This window comes from Streptococcus pseudopneumoniae (genome assembly GCF_001072315.1).
In the GTDB taxonomy this organism is placed as follows: domain Bacteria; phylum Bacillota; class Bacilli; order Lactobacillales; family Streptococcaceae; genus Streptococcus; species Streptococcus pseudopneumoniae_R.
In genome coordinates this window covers 39804-52811 of record NZ_JVLI01000205.1, presented here as the reverse complement: position 1 = coordinate 52811, position 13008 = coordinate 39804, and the positions used below count along the sequence as shown (strand labels likewise).

The window sequence follows — 13008 nt, the reverse complement described above, 5'->3', positions numbered from 1 at the left end:
GAAAACAGCCCCGTCTTCGGAGCTGTTTTTCTCTATGCTTTCTTTTCTTGATTTTTAGAAATACTACGATTTTTACCTTCCAAATACACCATCAAAATAGAAATATCTGCTGGGTTTACTCCCGAAATACGGCTGGCTTGGCCGATGGTTTCTGGATTGATGAGTTTGAACTTCTGACGAGCTTCGGTTGCAATAGAATCAATGTCATCCCAATCGATATTGGCTGGAATGCGTTTTTCTTCCATACGTTTCATCTTGGCAACCTGATCCATGGCTTTGGAAATATAGCCTTCGTATTTGATTTCTGTTTCAATCAATTCGATAATCTTATCATCCAAGTCCTCTGCAGCTGGTCCTATAAAAGCTACCACATCTTGGTAAGAAACTTCTGGACGGCGAAGAAATTCTTTAGCTGTCACCGCATCTGTCAACGGCTTGAAGCCCATCTCCTCAACCTTAGCATTGGTTTCCTTGACTGGCTTAAGCTTGATACTATCTAGGCGCTTCATCTCATTGTCAAATTGATTTTTCTTGATTTCAAATCGAGACCAACGTTCATCGTCCACAAGCCCAATCTCGCGTCCCATCTCGGTCAAACGCATATCAGCATTGTCATGACGGAGGATGAGGCGGTATTCAGCTCGACTGGTCAAGAGACGGTAGGGTTCAATGGTTCCCTTGGTCACCAAGTCATCAATCATCACCCCGATATAACCATCACTCCGCTTCAAAATCAATTCAGGCTTATCTTGGATTTTCAGAGCCGCATTGATACCCGCGATAATCCCTTGACCTGCTGCTTCTTCGTAACCTGATGTTCCATTTGTTTGACCAGCAGTGAAAAGCCCTGAGATTTTCTTGGTTTCCAGAGTCGCACGCAACTGGTGAGGCAAGACCATGTCATACTCAATGGCATAACCTGTTCGCATCATCTCTGCATTTTCCAACCCTTTGATAGAATGAACCAGCTCACGCTGTACATCCTCAGGCAGACTGGTTGAAAGTCCTTGAACATAGACTTCCTCAGTATTGCGCCCTTCTGGCTCAAGGAAGAGTTGGTGACGTTCCTTGTCCGCAAAGCGCACAATCTTGTCCTCAATTGACGGACAGTAACGAGGCCCCACTCCCTTGACCACACCTGTAAACATAGGCGCACGGTGGAGGTTATTTTGGATAATTTCATGACTGGTACCATTGGTATAGGTCAACCAGCATGGCACCTGATCCTTGACATAATCCTCATCACGTGAAGTGTAGGAGAAATGATTAGGCGCTTCGTCTCCTGGCTGAATCTCGGTCACATCGTAATTGATAGAAGAAGCCTTGACACGTGGGGGGGTTCCTGTCTTGAAACGACCCATTTCGAGGCCCAATTCCTTGAGATTATCAGCAAGGTTAATAGAAGCTAGGCTGTGGTTAGGACCTGATGAGTACTTGAGGTCTCCAATAATAATTTCCCCACGGAGGGCGGTCCCTGTGGTCACGATAACAGCCTTAGCAGAATACTCTTGATGGGTCGCTGTACGAACACCGACAACCTTACCATCTTCCACCAAAATCTCATCAATCATGGTCTGACGAAGGGTCAGATTTTCTTGATTTTCAACCGTCTTGCGCATTTCCTTAGAGTAAAGTTCCTTATCAGCCTGCGCACGAAGGGCACGGACAGCTGGCCCCTTCCCTGTGTTAAGCATCTTCATCTGGATGTAAGTCTTGTCAATGGTCTTGGCCATCTCGCCACCGAGGGCATCGACTTCACGCACGACAATCCCCTTGGCAGAACCACCGATAGAGGGGTTACAAGGCATGAAAGCCAGCATTTCAATGTTGATAGTCGCAAGCAAAACCTTACAACCCATACGGCTGGCAGCCAGGGAAGCCTCAACCCCAGCGTGTCCCGCACCAATTACAATAATATCGTATTCTTCAGTAAAGTTATAAATCATATTTCTCTCCTATTTCTCAAGATGAATGTGTCTTAGTTGGCCGTCCCAATCTGGTAGGGCTGTTTTTAAAAAGGCTGGAACTAGATTGATACACTCAAGCTTGTCTATGTCAATCCATTCACAGGGCTGCCTTTTCTCATCTTCCTGCATGGTCAATGGGGCATCTTCAAGCAAGTCCACCAGATAATGAAACTCAACGTTGTGATAGGAAATACCGTCCTGTTCAAAACGATTTTCAACCACGAAAGCTAGTTGCCCAGCTTGAGCTTTGACACCCAGTTCTTCCCTCACTTCGCGGACTATCGCGTCTTCCGTGCTTTCATTGACTTGAATGGCACCGCCAATAGTGTAATACTTGCCCTTGTCTTTGGTGACTAGAAGCTTGTGATTTTGGACAATCAAGGCTGTCGCCCGAACACCAAAAACTGTATTTCCTACTTTTGTCCGAAAGTCTTGTTGAATCATTCTTGTCCTTTCCCTTAAACGACACAAAAACAGTCAAAACTCCAAAGAAGTGCAGGACAAAAAAGCCTGCAACATCCATGAGCTTTGACCATCATTTCTATTGCTTTTATTATTGTAGCAAATTGAGAAAATTTGTCAATCTAAATGTATTGACAAACTTGTCCATCTCGATAAGCATTGTCAATCAAGCCACCACCTAGACACTCTTCGCCATCGTAAAAGACAACTGCCTGTCCTGGTGTGATGGCACGCTGAGGTTCCGCAAAGATGACCTCTGCCTTTTCTCCTTTGACATGTACTGTCACCTTAGAATCAGGCTGACGGTAACGGAATTTAGCCGTACATTCTAGCGTAAACTCTTCTGGCATTTCACGCGTAAAGTGGACTTGACTGGCTTCTAGACTAGTTGACATGAGCGAATCATGGTAGAATCCTTGTCCTACATAGAGAATATTCTTGCTTAGATCTTTTCCGACAACGAACCAAGGGGCATTGTCACCACCGTGTTGCCCACCGATACCAAGCCCGCCACGCTGACCAATCGTATAGTACATAAGACCTGCATGCTCGCCCATATCGCGACCATCCACAGTCATCATGCGACCAGGCTGAGCTGGCAGGTAGTTGCTGAGAAAGTTTTTAAAGTTCTTTTCTCCGATAAAGCAAATCCCTGTCGAGTCTTTCTTCTTAGCAGTCGAAAGACCTGCTTCTTCTGCTAGTTTTCGAACTTCAGGCTTTTCCAAATGTCCTAGTGGGAACATGGTTTTTTGAAGTTGTTCTTGCGAAAGTTGGCTGAGGAAATAAGTCTGATCCTTGCCATTGTCCACGCCACGAAGCATGTGAACTATGCCATCCTCATCACGCGCCACTCGGGCATAATGCCCAGTCGCTACATAGTCTGCACCCAAGGTCATGGCATAGTCCAAAAAAGCCTTGAACTTGATTTCCTTGTTGCACATAACATCTGGATTTGGCGTGCGTCCTGCACGGTATTCCGCTAGGAAATACTCGAAAACGCGGTCCCAGTACTCTTTTTCAAAATTGACAGAGTAGTAAGGAATACCAATCTGGTCTGCCACCGCAGCCACATCCTTATAATCTTCGGTCGCCGTACAGACGCCATTTTCATCTGTGTCATCCCAGTTCTTCATGAAGATACCGATCACATCGTAGCCCTGCTCCTTGAGCAAAAGAGCCGTCACCGACGAATCAACACCACCACTCATCCCCACGACAACACGTGTTTTAGAGTTCTCACTCATGGTAAGTCTCCCATCTATTCGTTTATTCACGATTGAAGGTCGTGTGTGCTTCACGATTGAAGGTCGCTTGAGCAGTATTCATTATAACATGCTTGGTTGGAGAAGACAAGAAAGAGGCTGTCAATCGACCAACCTCTTATTCTGAACCTATCAATCTAGCACTTTTTAGCTTCATTCTCTTTCTTAGCTTGTTCTATCTGGTATTTCACTTGGTCAAATCCTGTACCTCCCAAGGAATTTCTTCTTTGAACAGCAGTTTTAGGTTGCAAGTAGACATAAATATCCTCGACAATGAGGGAATGATAGGTTTGCAATTCCTCCAAAGTCCAATCTTGAATATTTTTAGCAGACTTGATAGAGTCTAGCACTAATCTTCCTACAACCTCATGAGCTTCTCTAAATGGCAAACCTTTCCCTGCCAAATAATCTGCTAACTCAGTTGCATTTGAAAAGTCCTTCTCGGTAGATTCTTGCATTTTTTCCTTGTTCACCTGCAAGCTGGATAACATACCTGCCAATACATCGAGGGAATTTAAAATCGTTTCAACCGTATCAAACATCCCTTCCTTATCCTCTTGCAAATCCTTATTATAAGCTAAAGGCAAGGACTTCATGACTGTCAACAGTCCAAACAGATTCCCATAAACTCTACCAGTCTTTCCTCGAATCAACTCAGCCATATCTGGATTTTTCTTTTGGGGCATAATAGAGGAACCTGTTGTAAACGTATCTGACAAGGTAATGAATTGGTACTCAAAACTACACCAATTGATCATTTCTTCGCAAAAACGGCTCATATGCATCATGAGTATGCTGGCATTGGATAGAAATTCTAAGATAAAATCGCGGTCACTAACAGCATCCAAAGAATTTGTATAAGGTTGCTTAAACTCCAGCAAATCGCTAGATAATTGGCGATCAATGGGGAAAGTCGTTCCTGCCAAAGCTGCCGCACCTAGAGGGCATAGGTCTGTATGCTGCTGGTTAAATTCAAAACGTTCACTGTCTCTTTGAAACATATTGTAGTAAGCCATCAGGTGGTGGGCAAAACTAATAGGCTGGGCATGTTGCAGATGGGTATAGCCCGGCATGATCGTCTCCACATGATTTTCCGCCAAGTCTAATAAAACACCCTTGAGATGAGTCAGCTTATCTAGGACATGACCTAGTTGCTCCTTGAGATACAAGTGCATATCTGTCGCAACTTGGTCATTTCGAGAACGAGCTGTATGTAACTTCCCTGCAAGGGGACCGATTTTTTCTGTCAGCAACACTTCCATATTCATATGAATATCTTCGTTTGCAATATCAAAGTCAAGTTGGCCTGCCTCTAGCTCTTCTAAAAGCTCTTTCAAGCCTGCTTGGATCTTTTCTGACTCATTCAAACTCAAAATGCCCGTCTGACCCAACATCTGAACGTGGGCTAAAGAACCAATCACATCAAATTTAGCTAATTTCTGGTCAAAAGATATACTCGCACCAAAGCGCTCTACCCAGTCTTCGACAGTACCTTCAAAGCGACCACCCCATAATTTTGTATTCTTAGCCATATCACATCCACCTCTCTATCCAATCGTCCTATTTGGCGCTTTTTTGAACCTCAGAATGAACCTTGGTTGGAAGACCCCACAACTTAATAAAGCCAACAGCTGCATCTTGGTCAAAGGTATCCGCACTGGTATAAGTCGCCAAATTTTCATCATAAAGTGAATTTGGTGATTTCCGAGCCACGACCTGAGCGCTCCCCTTATAGAGTTTAACTTTTGCAGTCCCATTGACAACTTTTTGGGTCTCTTTAATATAAGCAATCAAGGCTTGTGTAGCCGGACTAAACCACAAAGCATTATAAATGAGATTTGATAATTCATTTTCTATGATTGGTTTAAAATGAGCCACTTCTCTCACAAGCGTCAAATCCTCAATTTCCTTATGAGCTGTCAGCAGAGTCACTGCACCTGGACACTCATAGATTTCTCTTGATTTAATCCCCACCAAGCGATTTTCCACGTGGTCAATCCGTCCGACCCCATGTTTTCCAGCTATTTCATTGAGTTTTTGAATTAAATCTGCCAATTTTAGCCCTTCTCCATTGAGGGAAACTGGAACACCTTCACTAAACTCAATCTCAATGTATTCTGGCGTATCTGGAGCTTGCTCTGGAGAAGTTGTGATGCCAAAGGCTTCTTCTGGAGCCTGATTCCATGGATTTTCCAAAATACCACACTCATTGGCACGTCCCCAAAGATTTTGGTCGACAGAGTAGGGATTGTCAAGGTCAGCAGGAACAGGCACCCCATTTTCCTTGGCATAATGAATTTCTTCCTCCCGAGACCATTTCCATTCACGAACTGGCGCAATCACTTTTAAATTGGGATCCAAGGCTGCAATCGATACTTCAAAACGTACTTGGTCATTCCCCTTACCTGTACAACCATGAGCAATTGTAGTCGCTCCTGTCTGATGCGCGATTTCAACCAATTTTTTAGAAATCAGAGGGCGGCTCAAGGCAGATACCAAGGGGTACTTTTGTTCATAGTAGGCATGTGACTGAAGAGCCACTAGCACATAATCTGTAGCAAATTCGTCCTTAACATCAATGACATAAGATTCGACTGCCCCAACCTTGAGAGCCTTATCATGGATGAAATCCAAGTCTTTCCCCTCACCCACATCCATACAAACTGCAACAACATCATAGTCTTTCTTTAACCAGGTAATAGCAACTGATGTGTCTAAACCGCCAGAATAGGCCAAAATTACTTTTTCTTTACTCATGTTCTTTTCCTTCTTTCTATTTTTCAATGGACGCTTTAAAGGCATCCTCAATGAGTTTGTCTAATTCTCCAGACTCCTTCAACTTTTGAATGATTTTATCGACTGCCTCTTTCAATTCCTTGCTATCTTTTTTCATGGCTACCGCGTAGGAATCATCTTGCTCTTTTTCAAAATTGAGGTCTGCGATTGCTAAATCAGGATTATTTTCCACAAATCCCTTGGCAACTGGTTCTTCAAAGATAACGGCATCCACTTGTCCTGATTTTAAATCTGTAATTAAATTCCCATTTTTAGGCAGAGATACAAGGGAAGAATTTTGTAGCAAATCTTTCGCCATCGTTTCTTGAATCGAACCTTTCTGCGCTCCGACCTTTTTCTGCGCTAAGTCGTTGACAGACTGATAAGTGGCCAAGTCAGATTTTTTGACAATGAGCTTATTTTTTGAAGTATAGTAGGGAGTTGAAAAATCGAACACCTTGCTCCGTTCATCTGTCTTAGAAACACCAGATATGGCAAGGTCAGCTTTTCCTGATTGAACACTAGCCAGTACATTGTCAAAACTCATGGGAGATAGTTCCAATTCGACACCTAGTTCTGTTGCGATAGCCTTGGCTAATTCGATATCTGAACCCACAATCTGATTTTTCCCATCAACCACTTTTTGGTATTCAAATGGAGCAAAATCTGGATTGAGGGCTACAACCAATTTTCCTTTGGACTTGATGGCTTCAATTCCAGCCGATTGATTGTTACTACAAGCAAATAGTAGGGGGAGCATCACTAAACCAAACATCGTCATCAACACCTTCTTCATCTTATTCATAACAAAGCCTCCTTTATGTTTATTCTTTTTGGTTGTATAAATAATACTCCTATACTCATCGTTTGTCAAGCCTAAATTGAAAAAATTTTCAATTTGAAACAAAAAAACCTAGAAATACTACATAAAAATGTCATTCCTAGGCGTATTTATGCTATTTATCTCTGAAAAACATGAGTATTCAGTCAGTCAAAATAAGCAGAGCTAACTCATTCCCCCTTGCCCAATTCAATGATACGATGACATTGTTGGGCTACATAAGCATCGTGGGTCACAATAATAACTGTTTTCCCTTCTCGATTCATCTCTAAGAGAAATTTCAAGACCAAATCTCTATTTTCAGGATCCAGCGAACCTGTAGGTTCATCGGCTAAAATCAGCTGGCTGGGTTTTAAGATGGCTCTAGCAACTGCAATTCGTTGTTGCTCCCCACCAGATAACTCGGAGACCTTTTGATGCAAAGTAGCTGACAAACCTACTCTCTCTAAAATCTCTTCCACCTTTTTGAGCTTGTCTTTCTTGGACAATTTCACATATTTCAGTGCCAGCATGAGATTGTACTCGACCGTTTCATCATCAATCAGGGCAAAATTTTGAAAAAGATAAGAGATATGTTCACGGATTATTGTTTGTGACTTAGCAGAATTGACTGCTAGATTTGTCTGACCAAAAATCTCATACCGTCCGCTATAATCACCATCTATCAAACCTAATAAATTTAACAAGGTCGACTTACCACTACCACTTTTTCCAACGATGGCAACCAACTCTCCCTGCTCAATCCTGAGAGATAAGTTATCCAAAATCACTTTTCCTCCAATGGTTTTGGCAATATTTTCTAACTCAATCATAAGATGCCCCCTTTCAATAACTCTACTAGACTTCTTTTCTCCATCCTAGAAGCCAAGGCTAGCACAAATAGTATATCCAAACATGTAAAGCCTGCAAACAGCAGGAGTGGCAAGAGCGCATGGGCAAAGAAAATCAAGACTAGAAGAGGGAGACTATAGCCCAGCAAGAGCAGAACGAGGAGAGGACGGTAGCGATCGACCAGTTTCCACCCCATAAACTTCTTGGTAATGATATCCCTGCGCTTCAACAAGAAAGTAGTAACGAGTAAAAAGTAGGAGACAATCATACTGAGAAGAGCAAATAAGGCAAAAAGAACGTTAAAATTACGAACAGAATCCCGATAGGTATCAACTATCCCCTCTTGAATTGCTTGAATCGATGAAAATTTTAAATAATTTCCATCTGACAATTTCTCAACTAACTCTGTAATCTCTTTTTGATGTTGAACCGTATTTTCAATTTTAATCGGATTATTTAAGCCAGTTGTTGACAGGGAGGCTTTCTCATCCCACATCATATCAGAATCATTGACCAGACTAATGATTGGATTGTGGAGATTTTCCTTTCGCTCATTATTATAAGGGAAGAAAGACCAATCTCCTTCATAGTAGGCAATTTCTACATCCATATCTTCTATTGTTTGCTTTTGCTGATCTTCATACCTCATAGAAAGATAGGCGATGGATTTTCCCAAGAACTGATTCTTGCCTTCTTGTCCTTTGTCACTGATTGGCAACAAAATCACCTTTTTAGTGCTGGTATCTGGTAACTTGAATCCCTTGCTCTCTAAAAATTGACGGTTTGCATAGTAAACATCTACCTTATCAGGCAGTTGGTAGTGCTGCACTTGTTCAGCTTTGATGACTGGTTTGATAGGAAGACTCGTACTTCGCACATAGTTTACTTGTGTTTTTGCTAGCAAGTCTTGATAAAATTGGTAGAAATAATCTGTAGATTTCCCTGAACCTGCTAGCTCTTCTTGCCACAGGTTATCATTGAGTTTGAAGGTTTCCAAGGTCAGGTAATTTCCTTGGCTTACCCACTGTTGCTGATAAGCAAGTTCTTTGTTTTCTTGTTCTAGACTTCTGCCCACCCCAATCAGTAAGGCTGTCAGTAAAATAGTTGTCCCTATTTTCATCACATAATTGAAGATGAGACCAAGTTTGACAGATGAAAAACCCTTCAACATGGAGCTGACTGTCATTTTCTGAATCATCAGGTAGGTCAGCCAACTGATGAACAAATACAACTGTAAAAGCAGAAATTGGGATAAGAGTAAACTTGGGAACAGAAGTTTTGGTCTGTAGTCCAGCACTAAAAATAGTCCCAAGTCAATGATAAGACTTCCACCCAAGAGAAGATAAAAATTAGTCTTTACAAAACCAGCTAAAATCGCCCTGCTTTGGAAACCAAGTAACTTTTGAACCCCCACTCGTTTCATCTCCATCATCGGCTGATAAACTGTCATTAAAATCACAAGCAAGATTGCCAAGATAAAGATAATGATAGATAGTAACAACTCTTGATTTAGCACTCCAACCTGACTTCGGTAAGTGGGTTCTAACAAAATCGTCTTATCTATCTGGAAAAAATCACTCCACTTTTGTAGAATGGTATCACGATCTATCTCTTTGCTGGAGGTAATCATGTAGCGCCCATTTACAGTATGGGATTTATCCTCAATATAAGATTGGAAGGTCTGGAGTCGAATGAGTTTCACCTTTAAAAAGGTGGGAATGGTTCCTAGATTATTGGGAAGATCCTGGTTGCTGTAGACTCCCTTCTCATTCTTTGAAAAATCAAGAGAAGTCAGACCGAACTCCTGATAGGGGAAGGTTTCCTTATTAAAAACACCAGCCTTGACGGCTTCATCGCCATTATCTACTTTGATAATAGAGACCTTGTCTTGATTTGCAACCTCTTCAAAAAATTGGAGAATCGTTTCTGTCGGTTTAGTGACATCTTTCAAGTACAAGTCAAATGAATAAGTTGTCTTGCCCATCTCCTGAATCCGCACTATTTCTCGTGTAACATTTACATTCAGGACAAAAAACGTAGTACACAGCAAGAGCAGGATCATACAGAGATGACTGATTTTTTTCATAGAGATACCTCCCGTGAAGAGACGAAAGCGAGATAGGTGCAGGTACTTTTTATTTTTTACTAAATTTTAAGTAGGTGTAAATAAATCCTGCACTTATAGCCAAAGTTGTCCACCATTTAAAAGCAATATGTAAAAGTGAAAAGATTATAAAACTGATGATTAGCGAGGCTAAAATATAAACAATGATTAAAATTTTATTTTTCATAGGAATTGCCTTTCTGAATGGATTCTAGTATTCACAGCTTATTTGCAAAGTTTACAATAAGCTGTTAGGGCAATTGTCAATCAAAATGTCCGTTTATCTGTCAATAACCCGAGAAAATCTTGTCGTTTCAAGTCGGAGAAATGTTTGGTAGAGAGACTTCCTCTTTGAAGTCCATCATCTCTAACCTGTAAATAATAGCTATGTTGGCTTGTTTTAATTGTCAAAAAATCGCCCAATATAAAAACTTTTTTCCAGTTGCGAATCTCAAATTCTTTTATCTCTGATTTTGGAATGCGGATAAGTCCTTGTCGCAAATCACGATGATGCTCACTTGTGAAAGTCATCCCATTCCCAATATTTCTTATCAGTAGTTCATCTGGAGTTACCATCACCAGCGCTATTTTAGTTAAGAAAATTTCAACTGTTGGTGGTAAAATAGCCAAATCAAACCAAGGATGTAGGTAGCGATACGCTAAGAAATACTGAGGCTCCTCACCCAATCCTAGTTGTTTATATAAGGCCTTGACCTCACTATCTAACCTCGCTTCAAAAGACACATCCGAATGCGCTTCTTCCTTCTTCTGATTAAAATAACGCATCCAGACTAGGAAACCTATAAAGACTAGGACAAATATTCCTGATAAAAGATATTTTAAATTGTAGTTCATCACTTAACCTCCTGATTCACACCTCTGCCTAAAACAGAGTCGTGTTTATTTTGAAAATAGTTCCATCACAACTTTAAATAAGACTGGTGTCATTAAAATGAGGATGATTCCTATCACAAATATCATGACTACTCTAAAAAGCTCCTTATTTTTAAACATTTTTCCACCCCTTTTCTAGCTACATCATTATAGTCATTAAGCTCATTCTAAAATTACATCAAGCTTATTTTACTTTTATTTTCTACTTTTTATATTACTATGATACAATATTTTTAATTGGATTTTATTATTTGTTAACTTTTTTCACGAAAAGGAGAAAATTATGCGTTATGATTTCGGAAAGATCTATAAAGAAATACGCGAGTCAAAAGGCTTGACTCAAGAAGAGGTCTGTGGAAATGTTCTCTCAAGAACCAGCCTATCAAAGATTGAAAGTGGTAAGGCAACTCCTAAATATGAAAATATGGAGTTTCTTCTCCGTCAAATCAATATGAGTTTTGAAGAGTTTGACTATATTTGCCATCTCTACCACCCAAGTGAACGATCAACTATCATGCAGACTTTTCTAAAAATGGCTTCTATTAGTGGTACGAGCGACTTAAGTAAATTACTCAAAAAATGTCAACATTATCTAAAAACACATCATGATTTCCCCATCCAGCAGTTACAAGATATGCTCGAAATCGTTATCTACATCCGTGAAAATGGGATAGAAAAATTGTCAAGTAAGGTTGACAACATTGTAAATAGATTATGGGATAAGATTGAGAAACAAGATACTTGGTATGAGAGCGACCTCAAAGTCCTTAATACCATTCTCTTTGCTTTTCCTATAGAGTATATTCATCAGATTACCGGAAAAATTCTCGAACGACTAGAGGTTTATAAACACTATAGTTCTATCTTTCAGCTTCGTATGATGTTACTTCTGAATCTCTCAACTCTTTATCTTTACAATGGTGATAAGTTGCTTTGCAAACAGCTTTGCTACACTCTCTTAGAGGAGGCAAAAGCAAGCAAACAGTATGATACACTTGCGTTTGCCTATATTCGTATCGGCATTTGTGCTAATGATGCTCAGTTAATAGAGAATGGACTCTCCTTAGCTAAACTAGTAGAAGATGAGCACTTACTAACAGAGCTAGAGCGTGAAGTTAACATCTTTGTAAACAAAAAAGAAAGCCATTGAGACTTCCTTTTCTATATTTTCTTAATACCAGCCGTTGTTAAGCCAGAAGTTTTTAGCGGCTGTCCATGAACCGTAACGTCCTGCAACGTAGGCATCTGCTACACGTTCTTGGTTTTCAGCTGAGTAGTCACCGTTCAAGTATGAATCTGTCAATTGGTAGCGTCCGATGTAACGTCCGTTTGTAGCTGTGTAGCTACCGCCTGATTCTTTTTGAGCGATCCATTCTTTGGCTTCTGCTTCAGATCCGCTTACAGTTGAAGCAACCGTTTCTTCTGCTACTGGGGCGCTTGCTACTGGAGTTTCTTCTTCTGCCACCTCTGTAGTTTCTGCTGCTGGAGCTGAAACAGCTTCATCTTGGGCAGCTGGAGCTTCATAAGTCGTTGAAGCTGGTGCTACTGGCGCTGATGGACCGTCGATAACCAACTCTTGACCAACATAAATCATATGGATGTTATCAATGTGGTTGTTTTCTGCCAATTTCTCAACTGTTGTGTTGTGAGTTTCAGCGATTTCTGAAAGTGTATCACCTTCTTTAACAGTGTAAGTTGATGATTCTTGAGCAGATACAAATGATGGAGCAAATACTGCAAACAAGGCAGCTACTCCTGCAAGAGTTGTTTTAATCTTTTTAGTTGTTGATTTCATATTTGAAAATTCTCCTTCTTTCTATAGTTCTATCATACCCTTTAAATATTACTGTTTCTTGACACTTTTATGTAGAA

At 40.8% G+C, this 13008-nt stretch carries 11 protein-coding genes; 1 reads left to right on the top strand and 10 read right to left on the bottom strand.

Going from position 1 to position 13008, the window contains the following annotated elements; translation table 11 throughout:
* Window positions 1–32: 32 nt before the first annotated feature.
* The 9 genes from mnmG to ADH54_RS10545 form a co-directional block, all read right to left on the bottom strand.
* Window positions 33–1946: a tRNA uridine-5-carboxymethylaminomethyl(34) synthesis enzyme MnmG gene (gene mnmG / locus ADH54_RS10585; protein ID WP_049525110.1), complete on the bottom strand. Its 1914-nt coding sequence runs from the start codon at window positions 1944–1946 to the stop codon at window positions 33–35.
* Window positions 1947–1955: 9 nt separating this feature from the next.
* A complete protein-coding gene (locus tag ADH54_RS10580) occupies window positions 1956–2411 on the bottom strand; it encodes an NUDIX hydrolase (RefSeq protein ID WP_049525109.1) in 456 nt (151 codons plus the stop codon).
* Window positions 2412–2551: 140 nt separating this feature from the next.
* Window positions 2552–3673 carry a tRNA 2-thiouridine(34) synthase MnmA gene (mnmA, locus tag ADH54_RS10575; protein ID WP_049525108.1) on the bottom strand — a complete coding sequence of 374 codons (1122 nt, stop codon included), beginning with the start codon at window positions 3671–3673 and terminating at the stop codon, window positions 2552–2554.
* Window positions 3674–3828: 155 nt separating this feature from the next.
* Window positions 3829–5223 carry an argininosuccinate lyase gene (gene argH / locus ADH54_RS10570; protein WP_049525107.1) on the bottom strand — a complete coding sequence of 465 codons (1395 nt, stop codon included), beginning with the start codon at window positions 5221–5223 and terminating at the stop codon, window positions 3829–3831.
* Window positions 5224–5251: 28 nt separating this feature from the next.
* Window positions 5252–6448: an argininosuccinate synthase gene (locus tag ADH54_RS10565; protein ID WP_004242043.1), complete on the bottom strand. Its 1197-nt coding sequence runs from the start codon at window positions 6446–6448 to the stop codon at window positions 5252–5254.
* A gap of 16 nt (window positions 6449–6464) precedes the next feature.
* A complete protein-coding gene (locus ADH54_RS10560) occupies window positions 6465–7271 on the bottom strand; it encodes an ABC transporter substrate-binding protein (RefSeq protein WP_049525106.1) in 807 nt (268 codons plus the stop codon).
* 206 nt (window positions 7272–7477) lie between these two features.
* Window positions 7478–8119 carry an ABC transporter ATP-binding protein gene (locus tag ADH54_RS10555; protein WP_049525105.1) on the bottom strand — a complete coding sequence of 214 codons (642 nt, stop codon included), beginning with the start codon at window positions 8117–8119 and terminating at the stop codon, window positions 7478–7480.
* Window positions 8116–10224, bottom strand: a complete 2109-nt coding sequence (locus ADH54_RS10550) for an amino acid ABC transporter permease (protein WP_049525104.1) — start codon at window positions 10222–10224, stop codon at window positions 8116–8118. The genes ADH54_RS10555 and ADH54_RS10550 overlap by 4 nt, the downstream gene beginning before the upstream one ends.
* 285 nt (window positions 10225–10509) lie before the next feature.
* Window positions 10510–11097 (bottom strand): hypothetical protein, encoded by a 588-nt coding sequence (locus tag ADH54_RS10545; protein ID WP_049525103.1) that lies wholly within the window; start codon window positions 11095–11097, stop codon window positions 10510–10512.
* Between the two features lie 322 nt (window positions 11098–11419).
* Between ADH54_RS10545 and ADH54_RS10535 the strand changes: the two genes are divergently transcribed.
* A complete protein-coding gene (locus ADH54_RS10535) occupies window positions 11420–12286 on the top strand; it encodes a helix-turn-helix domain-containing protein (protein WP_049525102.1) in 867 nt (288 codons plus the stop codon).
* 21 nt (window positions 12287–12307) lie between these two features.
* Here ADH54_RS10535 and ADH54_RS10530 read toward each other — a convergent pair whose 3' ends face one another.
* Window positions 12308–12931 (bottom strand): M23 family metallopeptidase, encoded by a 624-nt coding sequence (locus ADH54_RS10530; protein ID WP_049525101.1) that lies wholly within the window; start codon window positions 12929–12931, stop codon window positions 12308–12310.
* Window positions 12932–13008 lie beyond the last annotated feature (77 nt).